Origin of the sequence: Acinetobacter sp. ANC 5045, from assembly GCF_004331005.1 — a bacterium.
Lineage (GTDB): Bacteria > Pseudomonadota > Gammaproteobacteria > Pseudomonadales > Moraxellaceae > Acinetobacter > Acinetobacter towneri.
Genome location: NZ_SJNS01000014.1, coordinates 53851 through 74103, shown reverse-complemented (window position 1 = coordinate 74103; position 20253 = coordinate 53851). Strand labels below are relative to the sequence as shown.

General features: G+C 41.8%; 17 protein-coding genes, 4 pseudogenes and 1 other annotated feature. Of the genes and pseudogenes, 18 read left to right on the top strand and 3 right to left on the bottom strand.

Annotation, left to right across the window (positions count from 1 at the left end; all coding sequences use genetic code 11):
• Positions 1 to 11: 11 nt before the first annotated feature.
• The 15 genes and pseudogenes from E0H79_RS11295 to istA form a co-directional block, all read left to right on the top strand.
• Entirely contained in the window at positions 12 to 926 is a 915-nt protein-coding gene (locus E0H79_RS11295) for an acyltransferase (RefSeq protein ID WP_104500148.1), read from the top strand.
• 5 nt (positions 927 to 931) lie between these two features.
• The gene (locus E0H79_RS11290; RefSeq protein ID WP_131261654.1) at positions 932 to 2464 is read left to right on the top strand and encodes an HAL/PAL/TAL family ammonia-lyase; all 1533 of its coding nucleotides are present in this window, start codon (positions 932 to 934) and stop codon (positions 2462 to 2464) included.
• A 9-nt stretch (positions 2465 to 2473) separates the two neighbouring features.
• Positions 2474 to 2893 carry an acyl-CoA thioesterase gene (locus E0H79_RS11285; RefSeq protein WP_005090845.1) on the top strand — a complete coding sequence of 140 codons (420 nt, stop codon included), beginning with the start codon at positions 2474 to 2476 and terminating at the stop codon, positions 2891 to 2893.
• A gap of 61 nt (positions 2894 to 2954) precedes the next feature.
• A complete protein-coding gene (locus E0H79_RS11280; protein ID WP_228128499.1) occupies positions 2955 to 3542 on the top strand; it encodes an outer membrane lipoprotein carrier protein LolA in 588 nt (195 codons plus the stop codon).
• Entirely contained in the window at positions 3517 to 5841 is a 2325-nt protein-coding gene (locus E0H79_RS11275) for an MMPL family transporter (RefSeq protein WP_005090841.1), read from the top strand. Before E0H79_RS11280 ends, E0H79_RS11275 begins: the two co-directional genes overlap by 26 nt.
• Positions 5842 to 5859: 18 nt before the next feature.
• Positions 5860 to 7161, top strand: coding sequence for an NAD(P)/FAD-dependent oxidoreductase (locus E0H79_RS11270; RefSeq protein ID WP_131261653.1), 1302 nt, complete (start codon positions 5860 to 5862; stop codon positions 7159 to 7161).
• A complete protein-coding gene (locus tag E0H79_RS11265; RefSeq protein ID WP_131261652.1) occupies positions 7151 to 7708 on the top strand; it encodes a DUF3261 domain-containing protein in 558 nt (185 codons plus the stop codon). The genes E0H79_RS11270 and E0H79_RS11265 overlap by 11 nt, the downstream gene beginning before the upstream one ends.
• Entirely contained in the window at positions 7701 to 8897 is a 1197-nt protein-coding gene (locus E0H79_RS11260; protein ID WP_131261651.1) for a beta-ketoacyl-[acyl-carrier-protein] synthase family protein, read from the top strand. The genes E0H79_RS11265 and E0H79_RS11260 overlap by 8 nt, the downstream gene beginning before the upstream one ends.
• On the top strand, positions 8894 to 9331 hold the full coding sequence (locus E0H79_RS11255; protein ID WP_131261650.1) for a 3-hydroxylacyl-ACP dehydratase: 438 nt from the start codon (positions 8894 to 8896) through the stop codon (positions 9329 to 9331). Before E0H79_RS11260 ends, E0H79_RS11255 begins: the two co-directional genes overlap by 4 nt.
• On the top strand, positions 9328 to 10053 hold the full coding sequence (locus tag E0H79_RS11250; protein ID WP_005090831.1) for a 3-ketoacyl-ACP reductase FabG2: 726 nt from the start codon (positions 9328 to 9330) through the stop codon (positions 10051 to 10053). Before E0H79_RS11255 ends, E0H79_RS11250 begins: the two co-directional genes overlap by 4 nt.
• The gene (locus tag E0H79_RS11245; protein ID WP_005090830.1) at positions 10053 to 11285 is read left to right on the top strand and encodes a beta-ketoacyl-ACP synthase; all 1233 of its coding nucleotides are present in this window, start codon (positions 10053 to 10055) and stop codon (positions 11283 to 11285) included. Before E0H79_RS11250 ends, E0H79_RS11245 begins: the two co-directional genes overlap by 1 nt.
• A 57-nt stretch (positions 11286 to 11342) precedes the next feature.
• Positions 11343 to 11705 carry a hypothetical protein gene (locus E0H79_RS11240; protein WP_227515218.1) on the top strand — a complete coding sequence of 121 codons (363 nt, stop codon included), beginning with the start codon at positions 11343 to 11345 and terminating at the stop codon, positions 11703 to 11705.
• 17 nt (positions 11706 to 11722) lie between these two features.
• A complete protein-coding gene (locus E0H79_RS11235) occupies positions 11723 to 12157 on the top strand; it encodes a hypothetical protein (protein ID WP_005090826.1) in 435 nt (144 codons plus the stop codon).
• Positions 12158 to 12191: 34 nt separating this feature from the next.
• Positions 12192 to 12317: pseudogene (locus E0H79_RS11230) on the top strand (IS66 family transposase); the annotation flags it as partial.
• Positions 12318 to 12402: 85 nt separating this feature from the next.
• Positions 12403 to 13080, top strand: a pseudogene (istA, locus tag E0H79_RS11225) (IS21-like element ISAba8 family transposase); the annotation flags it as partial.
• Positions 13081 to 13120: 40 nt separating this feature from the next.
• On the opposite strand, the pseudogene E0H79_RS11220 reads toward istA, so the two are convergent.
• Positions 13121 to 13907: pseudogene (locus E0H79_RS11220) on the bottom strand (integrase core domain-containing protein).
• Positions 13519 to 13632, bottom strand: a sequence feature (AL1L pseudoknot). (Overlaps the previous pseudogene by 114 nt.)
• 99 nt (positions 13908 to 14006) lie before the next feature.
• Here E0H79_RS11220 and E0H79_RS11210 point away from each other — a divergent pair.
• The 3 genes and pseudogenes from E0H79_RS11210 to E0H79_RS11200 all read left to right on the top strand — a co-directional run.
• Positions 14007 to 14144: pseudogene (locus tag E0H79_RS11210) on the top strand (IS1595 family transposase); the annotation flags it as partial.
• A 310-nt stretch (positions 14145 to 14454) separates the two neighbouring features.
• The gene (locus tag E0H79_RS11205) at positions 14455 to 15900 is read left to right on the top strand and encodes a hypothetical protein (protein WP_131261649.1); all 1446 of its coding nucleotides are present in this window, start codon (positions 14455 to 14457) and stop codon (positions 15898 to 15900) included.
• 267 nt (positions 15901 to 16167) lie between these two features.
• A complete protein-coding gene (locus tag E0H79_RS11200; protein ID WP_228258788.1) occupies positions 16168 to 16389 on the top strand; it encodes a 2Fe-2S iron-sulfur cluster-binding protein in 222 nt (73 codons plus the stop codon).
• Positions 16390 to 16522: 133 nt separating this feature from the next.
• On the opposite strand, the gene E0H79_RS11195 is transcribed toward E0H79_RS11200, so the two are convergent.
• Both E0H79_RS11195 and E0H79_RS11190 read right to left on the bottom strand, forming a co-directional pair.
• A complete protein-coding gene (locus E0H79_RS11195) occupies positions 16523 to 17470 on the bottom strand; it encodes a sensor domain-containing diguanylate cyclase (protein WP_131261648.1) in 948 nt (315 codons plus the stop codon).
• A 164-nt stretch (positions 17471 to 17634) separates the two neighbouring features.
• Positions 17635 to 20199 (bottom strand): EAL domain-containing protein, encoded by a 2565-nt coding sequence (locus tag E0H79_RS11190; RefSeq protein ID WP_131261647.1) that lies wholly within the window; start codon positions 20197 to 20199, stop codon positions 17635 to 17637.
• Positions 20200 to 20253 lie beyond the last annotated feature (54 nt).

The window sequence follows — 20253 nt, the reverse complement described above, 5'->3', positions numbered from 1 at the left end:
CAGAGAAATATATGCAGAAATGGAGCGCCGTGAAAGAACGGGGCGGGATGTTACCGCTAATGCTGATGCTGGGTTTCTACCGTTTGGGTGGGCGTTGGCTGTGCCGAGTCATCTTATACTTTGTGATTTTATGGTACTGGCTCTTTTCCAATACTGCGCGTCAGGCTTCACTGTTGTACTTAAAAAAACTGCATCATTTTGCAGGTGCGCAGTCGCCGTTTCAGGCTGAGCCGCAGCTGTGGCACAGCTATACGCATTTGATGCAATTTGGCGAATGTATTTTAGATAAAATTGAGGGCTGGCTCGGGCATATTCCTGAGCAGAACTTAAAGCTGCATGGTCATGCGCACTTTCGTTCGCACTATCAAAAAGGTGCGGTGATAGTGGTGTCACACTTTGGCAATATTGAATTGCTGCGCGCCGTCAAAGCAGAGCATCCGCAGAAAATTAATGTGTTGGTTTATCAAAAACATGCTACCAAGTTCAATGCATTTTTAAAAAAACTGAATGAACATGCCGATGTTAATTTGGTTTCGGTGGATGAGTTGGGAATTGAAACAGCAATGATTTTACAGGATAAGTTGGATCAAGGTGAATGGGTGATTGTGGCAGCAGACCGCGTACCCGTGCAGTCAGATCGTGTACAATCGGTTGCTTTTTTAGGAGAGCAAGCGCTGTGGCCACAGGGTGCATGGATTTTGGCCAGTTTGTTGAAAGCTCCTGTGTTGGCAGTGTTTTGCTATCGAGTTGATACACATTTTGAAGTGCATATTCATCAAGTGGCGGAGCAGTTGAACTGGCCGCGTAAAGAGCGTTTACAGGCCATGCAACAGACCACAAGACAGTATGTGCAACTGTTGGAACAGCATTGCATACGAGCGCCCTATCAATGGTTTAATTTTTATAATTTTTGGAATAAAGGATAAGTCTTGTGTTAATTGTTGGGGAAACTCCGCTCAGTATTGAAGATGTTTTGGCTGTAGCGCGTAAAGAAAAACAGGTGGTATTGCCTAACTCTGCTGAATGGACAGCATTGATTCAACGCGGTGCAGATTTCCTCGATCAGCTGTTGCAAGACGAAGGCGTCATTTATGGCGTGACCACGGGTTATGGAGACTCGTGCTTGATTGAAATTCCAGCCCACCAAGTGCATGAGCTGCCGCTGCATTTGTCGCGTTTTCATGGCTGCGGCATGGGGCAAAACTTAGACTTAACTACCGCACGTGCTGTCGTGGTGGTGCGTTTATGTTCTTTGGCACGCGGCTATTCGGGTGTCTCGCATGCCTTGTTGCAGCGGTTGGTCTGGATGCTGAATGAAGATGTGATTCCGGTGATTCCATCTGAGGGTTCGGTCGGTGCCAGTGGTGACTTGACCCCTTTGTCTTATATCGCTGGGGCATTGGTCGGTGAGCGCGATGTGTACTATCAAGGCCAGATCGTGCCGATTGCACAAGTGTATGCCGAAAAAGGCTTGCAGCCTTTGGTGATGCGTCCTAAAGAAGGTTTGGCCCTGATGAATGGTACAGCGGTTATGACTGCGATTGCCTGCCTGAATTATAAAAAAGCCGAACAGATTTCTTTTGCCAGTACTTTAATTACTGCATTGAATGTTTTGGCTTTAGAGGGTAATCCAAGTCATTTTGATGAAGTCCTGTTTGCACAAAAACCACATCCGGGACAGCAACATATTGCAGCGCAGTTACGCGACTGGTTAAACAGTGAAGTACAAACCGAACACCAAAGTTCACGCTTGCAAGACCGTTATTCATTGCGCTGTGCGCCGCATGTGATTGGGGTATTTGAAGATTCTAAAGTCTGGCTGCGTCAGTTTATTGAAAATGAGCTGAATTCAAGTAACGACAACCCTTTGATTGACCCAGTGAACCTGCGGGTACTGCATGGTGGACATTTCTATGGCGGGCATATTGCCCAAGCCATGGACAGCCTGAAAATTATGATCGCGAATATTGCTGACTTGATGGATCGTCAGTTGGCGCAGTTGGTGGACTATAAAATGAACAATGGTTTACCGCGTAATTTAACTGGTTCAAGTCCTGAGCGGTTACCGTTGAATCATGGCTTTAAAGCAGTGCAAATCGGGGTTTCGGCATGGACGGCAGAAGCCTTGAAACAGACACTCGCTGCGTCGATTTTCTCACGTTCAACCGAATGTCATAATCAAGACAAAGTCAGTATGGGCACCATTGCCGCACGTGATGCTAGCCGTGTCATTACTCTGACCGAACAAGTGATTGCAGCACTCAGTTGTGCAGCAGTTCAAGCAGTTAAACTTAAAGGTGTAGATACAGAACTCAGCCCTGTTTTAAGAGCATTTCAACACTGGGTGCTTCAGAGCTTCACCTACGTAGCGGAAGATCGTCCTTTGCAACAAGAGCTTCAAACGCTGGTCAATCGTTTTGATCATTTAGAACTGTTAGACAGCATTGCTGTTCAATATTTATAGGAAATGAGCATGTATGCTGATGTAATTATTGAAGTGCCTTTTCATGACGTCGACACCATGCATGTGGTGTGGCATGGGCATTATTTAAAATATTTTGAAATTGCACGTTGCAAACTGTTAGATCAATTTCACTATAACTATAACCAAATGCGCGACTCGGGCTATGCATGGCCTGTCATTGAAAGCTATGTGCGCTATGTGCAAGGCATCGAATTTGAACAGAAAATTCGTGTGCGCGCTGTTTTGAAAGAGTGGGAAAATCGCTTGAAAATTGAATATCTGATTTTTGATGCGGTCTCGGGTAGAAAGTTGACCAAGGGCTTTACTTCGCAAGTGGCAGTTCATATTGAAAAACGTGAAATGTGTTTTCAATCCCCACAGGTGTTGTTGGATTGTTTAAATGCATGGCCTGAGTTTAAGGCGGAGTAATGCAAGCATGATTCGATACAAATTCTCTAAGATGATTTTAGTTGCGTGTACAGCCAGTGTGATGACTTTGCTTGCTCCCACAGCGAATGCACAAAATACTGAATTGAAGCAGGTATTTGCTCAGCTTGGCGTAACGCCTGTGGTGCGTGCTCAATTTGAGCAGCAGAAAAAACTGGCAGCTCTGAATAAAACTTATGTGTCTAAAGGCACGGTGCTGTTCAGCAAAAACCAAGGCGTGCTGTGGCAAATTCAAAGTCCAGTCAAAGCCGATTTGGTGGTGACGCCGCGTAAGTTGATACAAAAGACGCAGCGTACTTCCAGTCAAATTGAAGTCGACAAAACTCCATATGGCTCTGTTGCAACGATGTTTTTACAATTTATGTCGGGTAACGAAGCAGCACTCGCTAAGAACTTTAATGTGGTGTCCGCCAACTATAGCCCAACGCAGTGGAATGTCAGCTTGACGCCGAAAAGCAGTCTATTTAAAAAGCTTTTTGTTCAAGTTGATGCGCAAGGTCAGCGTTATGTGGACCGTATTACGATTTTGGAACAAGCCAATAACCGCACCGTCATTCGTTTTAGTCAGCAAACGGCTCAACCTCAAACTTTAACGGCTGCGGAAAATGCGCTTTTCCAATTGGCAAAATAAGTTTAGCGCCCTTTGGTTACTGATTTTGTGTGTCATTGCTTTGGCACTGGGCGCGGCTTGGCTGAATAAAGGCATTAAGATTGAAACCAATATCTTTGCTTTGCTGCCTGAGGCTCATCAAGATGCTCATCTGGAACAAGCACAGCAATATGTGAGTCAGCAGTTAAATGATAAAGTTTTTGTGGTGTTGGATGCCAAAACGGATCAGCAATTAGAACAGGCAACACGAGCACTTAAAACCCAAGCTAATCAAAGTCAACTGTTTTTACCTGTTCGTCCACAGCTTGACCCCGATCAATTTGCCCAAGCGCTGTATCAGCACAAAGCAGGGCTATTATCCAAGACTGATCAGCAGCTTGTGCAGGGGCAGGACTATGCTGCGTTGATGGAGCAGGGCTTATTACAACTGATGAGTCCGGGCATGCCGATTACGGCTGAAATGCTCAAGCAAGATCCTTTGCTGTTGTTTCCGCGCTATGCAGTGGGGTTAGGTGCTTTACAAAGCAATGCCGATATCAATTTAGAGCAGGGCTTTGCCACGATTCGTGATGAGCAGGGCATCTCGCGCCTGATGGTACTTCAGCTCAATAACAGCCCCTATAACATTGCCTACCAAGAGCAGACCGCTGCATTTATCCAAAATATCAATCAGCAACTCAACCAGTTGCAGGTCAAACCGCACTGGACAGGTACGCTGCTGTTTGCACAGTTCGGCACTAACTCTGCCAAAGAGGAAATTTCCACCATTGGAGTGGGTTCGACCATCGGGATTTTGCTTCTAGTCTGGTTTGGCTTCCGTTCGATACGACCCATGCTGACGGAAATGGTTGCAGTCGGCACAGGCAGCTTGGTGGCCTTTGCTGTGACCTATTGGGTTTTTGGCGAAATTCACCTGATGACACTGGTCTTTGGTGCCAGTCTGATTGGGGTCTGTGTCGATTTTTCATTTTACTTCATGGCCATGCAGTCTCAGCACCGACAGATCGATGGATTTACTGTTCTAAAGCCGTTATTGCCGAGTCTATTTGTGGGGTTAATGACCACGCTATTGGCCTATGTGGTGCTTAGTTTTACCCCATTTCCGGGCTTTAAACAGATTGCAGTCTTTTCTATGGTTGGACTGAGTGCCGCATGGGTGACCAGTATTTTACTGCTGCCACGTTTGCCTGCGCTGAATGCGGAACCTGCGATACGTGCACTGGGCTTTATTGGCAAAGCGCGTAGTTATGTGCAGAGCCACAACAAGCTACGTTATGGCATGATTGCATTGATTGTACTGGTGACGGGTAGTAGTCTCACCTTGCTGAAAAGCAATGATGACATCCGTAATTTACAAAGTATGGATGCCACTTTAAAGCAGGAAGATCAATATATTCGTTCACGTTTTATGCAGCAGCAAAGCAGCGAATACTTTGTGGTACAGGGCAGAAGCTCAGCAGAGTTGGAGCAGTGCGAACAGCAACTACTGGCAGAGCTTGCGTCCTTGCAACAGGCTGGCAAGTTGGATGCTGTACAAGCTTTAGGGCAGTGGATTCCATCGCTTGAGCAGCAAAAAAAGAATGTTGAAATGTTACAGGCGATTCCTCAGCCGGCTTTAGTGGAATATGCGCAAGCGTTGCAGCTCAACGCAGCGGATATTTTAAACTGGCAAGCGCATTTAAAAGACCAACCGTTATTGACCGAAGCGGTCTTTAAAGATCATCCTCTGCATTTTTTGCAGATGAGTCCGACACAACGTTTGGTGATGCTGCAAAATGTGCATGACGTCAAAGCCGTGCAACAGCTTGAAAATGCGGATGTACAACTGTTACGCCCCGTTCATCAACTGTCTGAATTGTTTAAACAACACCGTGAGCAGGCACAGTGGCTATTACTCAGCGCTTTGCTGATTTTAGCCATTGGCTTAGGGGCACTGTATGGCAAAAAATCCATTCTGCCTTTGGTGTTGCCTGTCAGCATGGCCTTAATGACCACGTTTGCGATTCACGCATGGCTGGGTGTCGAGATTAATTTATTCAGCATTATGGGTACCTTCCTGATCATTGGAATTGGGGTGGATTATGCGATTTTCTACCGCCATGGACATGATCATCCACAAGTGGTGGGTATGGCTTTGTTTCTGTGCATGATGTCGACGTTCTTTGGTTTTGGTTTGCTGTCCTTTAGTCATACTTATGCCATTCACAGTTTTGGCTTAACAGTGTTGCTGGGCGTTATTTTTTCATTTATTTATGCCACACTTTTTACATCCTCCGATGTGAAACATGTGGTGGTTCAACAATATCAGCCAAAGAGCTGAGTCAAAGGGTACAGTGCAATGAGCACCAAGCAACAGACAGATGTTTTAATTATTGGGGCGGGACCATCAGGCAGCTCGGCTGCAGCTTTGCTGCGTCAAAAAGGTTACCAAGTCACGGTCATCGAAAAGCAATATTTTCCGAGGTTTTCCATTGGTGAATCTTTATTGCCGCAGTGTATGGTGTTTTTGGAAGAAGCGGGTTTGTTGGAGACCGTTCGCGCACATGCCGATGAATATGCCTTTCAGTTTAAAAATGGCGCGGCTTTTTTAAGAGGTAAGCAGCGCAGTTTTTATGACTTTACTCAAAAGTTTAGCGAAGGTCCAGGCACTACATGGCAGGTAAGACGTGCCAACTTTGACCAGCTTTTGGCACAGCAAGCCGAAAAAATGGGCGCAGATATCCGTTTTGGTCATGAAGTTTTGGCGGTCGATGTGGCATCTACACAACCGATTTTGACGGTGAAAGGTGAGCAAGGCAACAACTACCAAATTCAAGGCAAATTTCTATTGGATGCCAGTGGTTTTGGCCGAATTTTGCCGAAGTTTCTCGACTTAGAAAGTCCATCGGACTTTCCAGTGCGCCGTGCGGTCTTTACCCATATTGAAGATGGTTTGTTGGATGATCCTGAGTTTGACCGCGAGAAAATTTTAATTACCGTGCATGAAAAAGACCACCGTGCGTGGTATTGGCTGATTCCCTTTGCCGATGGGCGTTCTTCATTTGGTATTGTGGCGGAGCAAGATTTTTTTGAAAAATACGGCTATGACGGCAGTGTAGATTATGATTTAGAAGCCTTACAGAAACGTATTTTGGCCGATGATGTCAGTTTGTCGCATTTATTGCGCCATGCTAAGCATGATACTCCTGTACGTACTTTGGTGGGCTACTCTGCCGATGTTAAACATTTGGCATCTGAAAACTACGCGTTACTGGGCAATGCCGGTGAGTTCCTCGATCCTGTCTTTTCTTCAGGGGTAACCATTGCCTTAAAATCGTCTAGTCTAGCTGTGCCATTGGTCGAGCAAGTGTTGCAAGGTCAGAAGGTAAACTGGATGGAGCAATATGAAAAACCGCTACGTAAAGGCATTCAAGTGTTCCGTGCCTATGTCGAATCATGGTATTCAGGTGAGTTTCAGGATGTGGTATTTTCGACTCAACAGGATGAAAAAATCCGCCGTATGATTGCTTCCTTGCTAGCAGGTTATGCGTGGGATGCAAGCAACCCGATCCATCGTAATGCCAAGCAACGCTTGAGCACTTTGGCCGAATATTGCCGAGAAGAACAACCGCAAAAAGAGTCGCTAACTGATGAAACTTGAGCTGCGTTTTAAAACTGTCAGTTGGGTTTTAGCCAGTGCTCTGCTTTGTAGTGCCTGCCAAAGCTTGATTCCCAAGGCGCTGGGGCTCGCGACCCCACTGTGGGTTGCGCAAAATTATCAACGTCAAGATCAAATCGAAGTACAGTGGAAAACCCAGAGTTTCAGCTTTTTACTGTATCAGCAACAACGGGGGCAGTCGCTTGACATGTTGGCACTGAGCCTCACAGGACAGCAGTTGTTTAAGCTCAGTTTTGATGGTCAAAAGGTCGAAGCTGAACAGCTCATTGATCCAATGAAAAGATTACCTTTTGATTATGTAGTGCGTGATATTCTCTATGCCACATATCCAAATTTTGCTGCCTTACATACAGCTCAAAATGCGGTCGTGCAGAAAGACGATACCATTTATATACAGCAGCAACCCGTGTTGAAAATTCAGCAAAATGAAGGAGCAATTAAACTGGATAATTTGCAAGTGCCTTATCAAATGATGATCAGCACGGTGAGCAATACTTTAGAAGATGATCAAGGTGACCATCATGACTAAAAATCTACAGCATGTTTCAGCCGTGGGTATTCAGTTCAGTGCGGCGCTGTCGGCTTTGGGACAAAATGCCGCTGAGCTTCAACATGCCTTGACCAACCCTGAAAATACCCTATCGCAACGAGGAGATCTGATTGCGGGGCGTTCGGTCTGGGTCGGTGCATGTGATCAAACCTTAGTTCAAGCAGTGCCTGAAAGCTTGAACGGTGTAGACTCACGGAATCTACGCTTTGCGCTGACGGCTCTGGCGCAAATTGAAACTGAAATTCATGCTTATACAGCACAGTTTGCTAAACAACGTCTTGCTGTGATTGTCGGTACTTCAACCTCAGGCATCGCGGATAATGAGTCTGTCTTAAAAGTCCAGTTTCAACAGTCTGTACCGCAGTCTGTACAGCACCAAAAACAAGAAATGGGCAGTTTAGCGGAAGCCTTACAACAGTATTTGGGCTGGGAAGGGCCAGCCTATACCATTTCTACCGCTTGCTCCTCGGCAGCTAAAGCACTGGCGGCGGGGCAACGTCTGCTGAATGCAGATCTGGCTGATGCTGTCTTAGTAGGTGGAGTTGACACCTTATGCAAGCTAACCTTAAATGGTTTTGATAGTTTAGAAAGCTTATCGAACGGAATTTGTCAGCCCTGTGGAGCCAACCGTGACGGCATTAATATTGGTGAAGCGGCAGGATTGTTTTTACTGTCCAAAGCGCCTGCCCCCGTGATGTTGTTGTCGAGTGGCGAGTCAATGGATGCATGGCATATTTCAGCACCGCATCCAGAAGGAATAGGGGCTGCGGAGGCGATGCAAAAAGCTTTAGACGCTGCACAGCTTGAAGCAGGCGATATTGGATATTTGAACTTACATGGCACTTCTACACCGCAAAATGATGCGATGGAAATTAAAGCGGTACAGACCGTTTTCTCAGATACAGTTGTGGCCATAAGCAGCACCAAACATAAAACAGGACATTGTCTAGGGGCCGCGGGTGCAATCGAAGCTTTTATTTGCCAACAGGTTTTATTAGATCAATCCTGGTTACCGCTACATCATGCAGATGAATTGGACGATGCTTTGGCTGGGCAAAACTATGTGCTTACACCGCATTTAGCTGCACCGATTCGCTATGCGATGAGTAATTCTTTTGCTTTTGGTGGCAGTAATATCAGTTTAATTTTTGGGAAGGCTTTACCATGATGGATGCAGTACAGTTTATTCCACATGCAAAACCGATGGTTTTCGTGAGCCATTTGATTGAAGCCAATGATGAATTTGCTATTGCAGAACTTCACATCACACCTGATTTGATGTTTTGTGAGCCAGAAGGCTTGCCCACCTGGAGCAGCATTGAGTTGATGGCGCAGACCATTAGCGTCTATGCCGGTTATAAAGGAAAAACTCAGGGCTTGCCACCGAAAATTGGCTTTTTATTGGGAACGCGTAAAATGCAGTTGCCTTGTGCCTATTTTAGTTTGGGCACAACCGTGCGGATTCGAGTAGAACAAAGTTATCTGCACGAGGGTTTGGGGCAGTTTCATTGTGAAATTGAATATCAAGAACATCGGTTCAGCGCCATGTTGAGCGTATTTGAGCCTGAAAATATGAATGAAATCATCGGAAGATTAGTGTGAACAGAAGAATTTTAGTCACGGGTTCGAGTCGTGGGATAGGTAAAGCGATTGCTTTGGAGTTGGCAAAGGCAGGCTTTGATGTCACGGTCCATGCCCGTTCAAGACAGTCTGAGGCCGAAGCGGTGGCTCAGGAAATTCAAGCGCTTGGACAGGCCAGTCATGTACTGATGTTCGATGTGAATGAGCGTGAAAAAATTGCCGCTATTTTAGAGCAAGATATAGCACAGCATGGTCCTTTTTACGGTGCAGTGCTGAATGCAGGATTAACCCGTGATGGTGCTTTCCCCGCACTGACTGATGAAGACTGGGATGATGTGGTCTCGACCTCTCTGAACGGTTTTTATAATGTGTTGAAACCATTGATGATGCCAATGATCCGCTTGAAAAAGGGTGGACGTATTGTGACATTATCTTCAGTGTCTGGAATTATGGGGAACCGTGGTCAGGTCAATTATAGTGCTGCCAAAGCAGGCTTAATTGGTGCGACCAAAGCATTGGCACTAGAGTTGGCAAAACGCAAAATTACGGTGAACTGTGTGGCTCCGGGCTTGATAGAAACCGAAATGGTCACAGAGGAAGTCAAAGAACATGCCTTGAAAATGATTCCGATGCAACGTATGGGGCAGGTGGAAGAAGTCGCTAAAGCGGTAAAGTTTTTATGTAGTGATGATGCCAGTTATATCACCCGCCAAGTGCTTTCAATTAATGGAGGCCTGATCTAATGAAACGTGTTGTTGTAACAGGCATGTCTGGGATTACCTCTTTGGGTGAAACCGCAGAGCAAATTTTTGAGCAATTTACACTCGGTAAAAGTGGCATTCGCTATATGCCCGATTGGGAGATCTATCCTGATTTACGTAGTAAATTAGCTGGCCCAGTTGAGTCATTTACTGTACCGAAGCATTTTAACCGTAAAGTTACTCGTGGTATGGGGCGTGTTGCCTTAATGTCCACGGTATGTGCTGAAAAAGCATTGGAAGACGCAGGTTTACTCCATGCTGATATCTTGAAAAGTGGCGATGCAGGCGTGGCTTTTGGTTCTTCTGCGGGCAGTGTGGATGCTGTGCGTGAGTTTGGTACCATGTTGCTTGAGCATAATATGAGTCAACTCAATGCCACGACCTACATTCGTATGATGTCACATACCAGCGCGGTCAATATGACGGTGTATTTTGGGCTAAAAGGTTTAACGCTGCCGACCTCAAGTGCGTGTACTTCCGGTTCGATGGCCATTGGACAAGCTTATGAAGCGATTAAATACGGCAAGCAAACTGTGATGATTGCAGGTGGAGCAGAAGAGCTCAGCGCTGCGGGTTCAGCTGTGTTTGATGTACTGTTAGCGACCAGCGTTCAAAATGATCATCCAGAGAAAACTCCGCGTCCCTTTGATGCAAATCGGGATGGTTTGGTTGTTGGTGAAGGTGCAGGCTGTTTGATTTTAGAAGAATATGAACATGCTCAAGCACGTGGAGCGACTATTTATGCTGAGATCATCGGTTATGGTAGCAATACTGATGGTCAGCATGTGACGCGACCTGATTCTGAGATGATGGGACGCTGTATGCAATTGGCACTGAAAGATGCACAGCTTACTGCTGCGGATATTGATTATGTTAATGCACATGGCACTTCGACTGATCAGGGTGATATTGCTGAATCACAAGCAACTGTGCGTATATTGGGTCAAAAGCCAATCAGTTCATTAAAAAGCTATTTTGGTCATACTTTAGGTGCATGTGGTGCAATTGAAGCATGGCTCAGCATTGAAATGATGCAACGTAATCAATTCGTGCCAACTTTAAACTTAGATAACATTGACCCTGCGTGTGCGGAATTAGATTATATTTGTGGTGATATTCGCCCGATGTCAGCAAAAATTATTATGACGAATAATTTTGCCTTTGGTGGCATTAATACATCATTAATTTTCAAAAATAATATAGACCATAACTGAAACAGAGGGTAAAAAATGGGGTTTAAAAAAACACTATATATCTTATCAGCAGTGAGTATGCTGGGATTAACAGCTTGTAGTACTGTAAAAATTTCTGATTATCCGCAGCGGCAATTAATGACAGCAAAATATGCGACTGCGGCTGATATTGTGAACAATATTCGACTTGGTGTTGGGCAAAATGCGCGCACTGGTTGGGTAGTTGAACAGGCAGATCAGACAAAGGTAGTTGCGGGTTTAACCCGTCGTAGCCATTATTTACAAGTAACCTATCTCATCTCAGGTAATCAAGTCAGTTCACAAATTACAGGTAGCCGTAATCTCGATCAACGTGGTAATAAAATTCATAAAAATGCGATGGCATGGAAGGCACGTTTAGATAATTCGGTATTTACACAACTTTCAAAAACGTTAAATTAAATAAGAGAGCAATTACTATGAATATTAAGCAATTTGGCTTCACAGCTATTCTGGGGCTAGCTGCATTTACATCAGCACATGCAGCTGACCAAATGCATGATTTCAATTTCCAAGAAGCTGTAAGCCGTGCTGTTGCTGATGGGGTTTTGGATGGTTCAGTAAAATTTTATTTGGCGGGAACCAAGTCGGGCGGTAAGGTGATTGAAAAAGGCTTAGTGACCAATAAAAAGACCAATGGTTTTGCCAAATCTGCGGAAAGTTCATGTGATCATGTACTTCGTTCGGCATTGATTCAATTTCAAAATACAGCCAAAGCCAAAGGCGCCAATGCGGTGACCAATCTGGTGAGTTTCTATAAGTCCAATGAAACACGTAGCACCACGACTTACCAATGTGCGAAAGGTACGGCATTAGCAGGGGTGGCATTAAAAGGTGACTTAGTAAAGTTCTAATATGGTCTGATAGCATGGTCTTTCTAGAAACAAGAGAAAGACCTTATCTGACTGGATTGGTCGCTGCGGTGTGGAACTGGAACCTTTGGCCAATGCTTTAAAAGAGGTGGTGCTGCAACAGCAGGTGCTGCATGCCGATCAAGCGCCGGTCACCATTGTTAGCGGCAGTGTAAAAATGACCCCCTAATGGCATTTAAAAACTGCCCCCCCTTGGTTAATATAGCGGTCATTTTGGACTGCTCAACATGTTAACTTTGGAGCAAGCAGTGACAATCCAAATACTTCATCAGCAAGGTAAATCTATTAAAGCTATTACTCGTGAACTGGGGGTGTCCAGAAATACCGTACGTAAATATTTACGGCAAAACACCACACCTCAGTATCAGCGTATACAGCCTAGAATAAGTATCCTTGACCCATATAAAGCCTATTTACTCCAACGTGTAAACGCAGCTCATCCTGAATGGATTCCTGCTGTTGTGCTCTACCAGGAAATTTTAGGGTTGGGATATCCAGGAAAGATCAGGATCTTGAGGGAATATCTTGCAACATTAAAACCAGCTGCTCAACCGGAACCGATCATTCGTTTTCAAACCCAACCTGGCCAACAAATGCAGGTAGATTTCACGACAATTCGACGCAACAACACGACTTTAAAAGCCTTTGTCGCAACATTAGGGTATTCCAGAGCGACTTTCGTGAAATTTTATGATCATGAACGTACCGATGCATGGATCGATGGTCTAGAAAATGCATTTCAGTTCTTTGCAGGAGTACCTCAAGAAATCCTGTTTGATAACGCTAAAACGATCATGATTGAACGGGATGCCTATCAGGAGGGGCAGCATAAATGGAATCCCAAACTGCTCGACTGCGCCAAGAAATACAGCTTTCGTCCTCGCGTATGTAAGCCCTACCGTGCACTGAACCGTACTGGGTTAGTCGGAGACTTTTTTATTTAAGTTAGGCCACCTGACCTAACGTGTTAACCTTATCATAGTACATTGCTTCAAACTCAAAAGGCGATACATAACCTAGTGCACTATGTACACGCTCTTTATTGAACCAATCTACCCAATTTAGTGTCGCAAGTTGTACATGTGCTAAACCTTGCCAATCTGCTTTTAGATATTCAATCACCTCTGTTTTGTATAAGCCATTCACCGTTTCAGCCAAAGCATTATCGTATGAATCACCCGTTGTACCGACTGATGCTCGTAAATTTGCTGCTTCAAAACGATTGGTATAGCGAATAGAAAGATATTGAACACTTCTATCGGAATGATGAATCACATTCTTTGGCATGCCTCGATCGTGCAATGCTTCTCATCACAGAGATCTAGAGTCCGATAATAGGTTGAAGGGGCGATCGGTAAAATTCTACAAATCGCCTCGACTCCGTACAGCTCTTTATTATGGATAAAATCCACCATTATTTGTGAGGGCGGTCGAGCTCCGCCTGGGCGAAAAAAGCGGCTGCTTTGCGTAGAATTTCATTGGCACGCTTTAATTCTTTAATTTCACGTTCCATTTGCTTCATTTTTTCTTGGTCAGATATCTGTTGTACTTTGGCAGGATTTAGTTGATCCATATGCTTTAAATACCAAACACGCAATGTTTCAGGAGTACAACCGATTTTAGGAGCAATAGCTGTGATTGCTGCCCAAGTAGAAGGATAATCTTTTTCAGATTCAATTAGTAATTGAACCGCTCTTTCTCTAATTTCGGGGGTATAGTTTGGTTTTTTCATCGGAATAGTCTCTCAGAATATTGAGTCTCCGACAAACCCGGTACGGTTCAAGATGACTCACTCAACCTATATAAGAATAGTGAATCATTGGCTAGCGGGAGCTTTTGTAAAAGAAGGCTAGCAAAGTTCAACGGTATATCAAAAGAGTACTTTGATTATCATCTTAAAGAAACTGAATGGCGTTGGATGAGGGAGCCTAATGAGTTAGCAACAGAGTTGTGGAGCCTCATTAGGTAAAATTAAGTGTAAATCTGCTAGTCTAGAGCCAAAGCAATTTAGAGGAATAGCTACTCGATATGACAAGCTCAAAAGTGGAATATGCCTATTCGCGACTGGCGTTTAGCTATGAGCCGCTTTATTATTGAATTTGGTGACCGCCTAAGTGATCACCTTTAATTTATGAAAAGCAATTACACAAAATTATTTACAGGCTCGTATAATAAAGTACTAGCTTACATTTTAAGCAAAGTTGCAACACAATATTTGGGTTACTTTTTAACTAATTTTCTAATTATTTCACATGATAAATCTGTTAAAGACTGCGACCATGCAGCAAAAAATCTGCATCTTTCTATTTTTTGCATTATCCATTGGCTACCTATGTTTGGAAGTGTTTTTTAACCTCCTCATCTTTGATCAAATGTCTACGATGACATCAAAGCTCGAAATTCAACAAATCGAGCAAATGGGCAAGACCTTCACTGGCATTGGACTCTGTTTAATCCTATTAAAATTCGCTTTGCCACTATTCACCAAACTATGGCAATTCGTTTTGGCATTTATTGCACTGGGCTTGGTTTGTATTGGGGTTTCGTTCTTTGTTCAGAATCAAGTCATTGATTGGATTGTTGATAGTTCCAGTGAAGAACAACAGGGCAAAGCGCTTTTGATCAGTCAAGCCAGTGGTACGATTGTTCCGTTCTATGATGACTATAGAGCAACGGAATATGCCGGGTTAAAGTGGTGGGAATTTAAGGTTCGTGCCAAAGCTAAATTAGAAGGGCATCACGTTATAATTAATCCAGAAATGGATGCTGATCATGTTGCTCGTAAAGAAAGTATTCTACGTGACCATTATTTTTCTGTTGCTTCTCAATGTGTGAAAACGCCGAATAGTTTTGGTGTGACCACGGCGCTTGATAAAGCATTCTTCCCATATATTCAATTATCGAAGCCATTTGCTGAAGATGGATACAAACAAGCGGTCATGAAATTTACTGAATGCTTGATCGAAGATCCAAAGCTATACAAACAGTATGTTTCTGATCCAATGAATCAAGAACTCATCACGATATTTGGTACTTATGAATCGTATTCGAACCAATACAAAAGTGCGATGAATGATGTACTTGCTGAAGAAAAGAAAGGGGGTCACCGTTTCATCATTCAAACTAAACGCCAAAAGATTCAAGAAAAATGGAATACAGAGATCCTAAACTTTGGACCAGGTGTTTATATTCCACCATTAATGACTCAAGACCAGTTCTTCAATAACGCAGCGGTTAAATCACACATCTTCAACACTACAAAACAGAATGTCGTTTTCAAGCCTAACCAGCCTGAAATGAAAGCTGAGTTCATTCAAAGTATGCCGAATAAATTGTTCAAAACATATGATGCATATCGCCATTTTATTCCTGAACTAGGGCAAGTTGAGCCAAAGGCTGAACGTATCTTCATGGGTCAAGAAATTGATGCCAAAAGAGCTTATAAAGCGATTGTGATGCCTATGGTGGCGCTATCATTTTCGATTTTCTTCCTGATCCTAAATATCTTGTCTTTGATCTCACTGATTTTCTTCAGTAACAGTCCAAAGTTGAGCCGTATTTTTATGATAGGAACAATCTGTTTGTTGCTTATTCTTCCAATGGTAAAGTCTGCACAAGTTGGTAGCACTGTAGGAAATGAAGCTAAAGGCTCATTTAGCCAATACGTGATTAAGACTATGTATTTCTATCAAAGCGCAATATTGAAAATATATTCGAACAAATAGAACTTCCTAGAGATCCACCTTCGGGTGGATTTTTTTTGGGTCACAAAAAAGCCATCAGTAATAGCTTGAGCTGTTTTTCATACAAAAGTATCTAAATTAAATTGATTTATGCATTTTTGGGATAAAAAAGGCACTAGATGGAGCGCGCTTGAGGATAAAATTTTTCCACTATATGGGGAGTGAAAAGCAAACTAAATAGGAATTACGCTCATGGATGAATGTGTTCATAACCCTAATCTTCTTGAAGATAGCCAGAGTCATAACAACATGGTTGATGCATCCCATACTGAAAGCGAAGCCAATCGTTCTGACCGCAATTCTATCATGCATAAAGTTACCTTGAACTTCTCAGATGGTGTAACCAAAGAATTTCAAGTTCAGCCCAATACGAGTATCCTTGATGCTGCCCTAGAAAACGATATCCCGTTGTTATATCAATGTCGTTCAGGTAGTTGTTCTAGCTGTATTTGTACCGGCTTTGTTGCATAAATATGTAAGCATCTGATTTAAATAAATTTAATTTTGGATCAAAAAATAATCAAAACTTTTAAAATCATATAGTTATGAAATCTTTGTGCAACAAAGCCTTAAGATCCTCAAACATCCTGTTCATATGGATCAATCAAATGATGACTTTAATTTGACGTTTATGCTGATACATTTTTTCATCTGCTTCAATTACTGCCATTCGTAAATTTTTACTTGGTTCACGTGCCGCAACACCAACAGCAGCATTAATTCCAGCATTTTGTAAGGACTTTAAAAGCCGATTCACCAATTTCTGAGTATTTTCTAAAGTCGTTTCAATATTTAGAATGCCAAACTCATCTCCTCCTAAACGCGCGACTAAATCATTGGAGCGTACATTTTTCTTTAAAATTTGGGCCGTTTTTTGGATCATTTGGTCTCCAGCCGAATGACCAAATTTATCGTTTATAGCTTTTAAGTCATTTAAATCTATAATAATCACTGTGGTTGGATGTCCGTACGTTTTACATCGATCTTCCTCCAAATCCAAAAATGTATCCCAAGCACGACGATTAAAAACACCCGTTAAATGATCGGTTAATGAATCCATTTCAAGCTTTTCACTAACTCTTTTTTGTTCATTAATTTTAAGTTCATTTTGTAAAATTCGACTAAGTAATAAACTGAATAGCTCTAATAGATCACTATATTGTTCTATACTTTGAGGCTGTACTGATGGATCAATAGCACATAATGTGCCGAAAATAGAACCATCCTCATTGAATAAAGGTTGCCCAATATAGGCGTTTATATCGACCAGTTTGTTGATGCCTGCTTCTACATACAGTGGAATCTTTTTCGAATCAGGTGCTATGCGTGGCCCTTTATCTAATACCATCTTAGAGCAGTATGAGTCAGCCCAATTGAAAACCTGTCCTGCCTGTACTCCATATCCATGATCTTTAGCTTGCAAAACTATCCAATCATTACTTTCAGTACGAGTAATCATCCATAAAGCAAAGCCTAAGTGATTATGTAAATACTCTAAAATTTTTTCACCAGCATCTTTAAAATCTTTAAAGTTTTCATAAGAAGGGATCATAATTACTCACTATTTTGATTAGGATTAAACCTAAAAAGTGGCAAAATGCCATTAAATAGGACCGATAGAAACTTTAATTCTCATCGTGTGAACCGTACTGGGTTTGTCAGAGACGTTTTTATTTAAGGTAGGCCATTTAGAGGGGAACTCATCCTTTCAGGTATTTATACAATAAAGTCATCTAAAATAACTTTTAAATCTTCTATAGAAACGGGCTTAGAAAAATAATAGCCTTGCAAGTAATTGCATTGGCTCTCTGTTAAAAACTTAGCTTGTTCTTCTGTTTCAACACCTTCAGCCACGACTTCTAAGTTTAATGTTTTTGCCATTTGAGTAATTGCTATAACAATTGCCGCATCATTTTTATGTTCTGGCAAATGTTGAATAAAACTACGATCTAACTTAATTTGATCAATAGGCAGTTGACGGAGGTAACTCAGGCTGGAATAGCCCGTACCAAAATCATCGATTGCTACTTTGATTCCAAGTGCTCGTATAGCTTTTAAAATTTCAACCGATCTTTCAATACCCATCAGTAACATCCCTTCTGTTACTTCTATCTTCAATAACTTAGCATCAAAGTTATTTGTTAGTAGGGTATTCCTTAACTCAGCCAAAAAATTAGTACGTTTAAATTGTATAGGAGATATATTTACAGCCACGCTAAGTTGATCTGGTCTATTCTTATTAAGCTCAGTAATATCTTTGCATGCCTGATTTAATGCCCAATTTCCTATTGCTGAAATTTGTCCAGTACGTTCGGCTAAAGGTATGAAAGACAATGGAGAAATTAAACCACGCTCAGGATGGAACCATCGAATAAGTGCTTCAACGCCTACAATCTTATTAGTTAAACTATCAACGATAGGTTGATAAAATAATTTAAATTGCTCATCTTCCAAGGCCATAATGAGTTCATGGCGTAACTGGATGTCATTCACTTTGTGAACCGTATTTCTGCCACTTGTATACCAGTGCCAAGTGCTACGGCCTTCATTTTTGGCTTCATACATTGCATGAATTGCATGATGCAATAACTCTCTAAAATTTTCGACTTCCTCTGTATCAGTCGCAATACCAATACTAGCGCTAAGACGAATATGATGCCCTTTTATATTAAAAGGTAAAGCTAAAATTTTTAAGATGCCTTCTACTGTTTGAGTTACTTTTTCCTGAGTATATTCTTTGTTTAATAATAGAGCAAAGCCATCAGCGGCAAAACGTGATAGAACATCATCTTCTTGCAAAATAGTCCGTAGACGCTGACTGACCAGCTTAATTAATTGATCTCCTTCAGCATATCCGAGATCTTTATTTATTGTACGGAAGTCATCTAAATCAATATATAAAACCGCTAATGTATTGTTCATTCCACCCTTTTTGTAAAAGGCAAGGTCCAATAACTCTTCAAAAACTTGACGGTTAACTAATTCAGTTAGACTGTCATGAGTATGCTGATAATTTATATATTCTTCATCTATACGTTTCTGGGTTACATCTTGCTGGGTTCCAATAAAATGAGTACATTCATTATTTTGATTCCATACTGGGCTAAGAGTAAGTTGATTCCAGAACCAGGCGCCATCTTTCCTATAGTTTTTTAAGGTAATTTGAACTTCTCGCTTATCTTTAAGCGCTTGGTGAATTTCCTGAACTGCATTAATATCGGTATCTTCTCCTTGTAGAAAGCGACAATTACGACCTAGAATTTCTTTCTCGGAATATCCGGTTAATTTTAGAAAAGCAGGATTAATGTATACAATTTGATGATTTGAAGTAGCATCAGTAATTACAATACCATTAGGACTTGCATCTAATCCCCGTTTTAATAATTGTAAATGCTCTTCTGTTTTATATCGGTCTGTAATATTTTTTACAATTGCAAATACACCTACAATTTTTCTATTTTGAAATAATGGTAAAAAGGTGAGATCTGCCCAATATTTTTCCTCTCTAACGTCATAAACCTGTATTTCTAGACGTTGAATATGACCTTCTGTAGCTTTTTTAAAAGCTTCTTCTGTTATTTTTTGATATTGAAGATGAATAAAATTTAAATAGTGTAGTCCTACAATCTGCTCTATCTCAAATCCATTAATCTTTTTTGATGTTATATTTAATTGGTTAATATTTCCATGTAAATCCAATTCATATACCGTATCAGGATGATGATCAAAAAAAGAATGATATTTATCATTCATAGCATTTTTATGCTGACGCTCATAATATAGATCGATCCCTAAAGCAGTCAGGTATGCCGCATGATTAAGCATTTTAATCTCATCATCTGTTGGGCTCTTCGGTTTTCGATAATAAGTTGCAAAAGTTCCATATAAAGTACCTTCAGCACTAATTATAGGAACAGACCAACAAGCAGAAATATTTTCTTCAATAAGAAATTTTTGATAGCTTATCCAGTTAGGATGAGTAAAAATATCTTCACAAATAACGATTTTACGATAATAGGCTGCTGCTCCACATGCACCAACATATGGCCCAATCTTTAAATTTGTTAATGCATTACGATATGCTGAAGTAAAATATTGTCCTCCACTGATCAAATTTAAATGTTTTTCATTCTCTGAGAAAAACATAATAGTTACCATTGATCCAGGAATTAAACCTTCCAACCACTTTGAAACTGTATCCAAAACAACTTTTAAATCAGTTTGTTTACCTAAAAAATCAAGAATAAATAAAGTATCAGGATTATTAAATTCTCTAGACATTACACACCATTCAATAAACGCAAACTCAAATCATAAGTGCGACACATTTGTAGT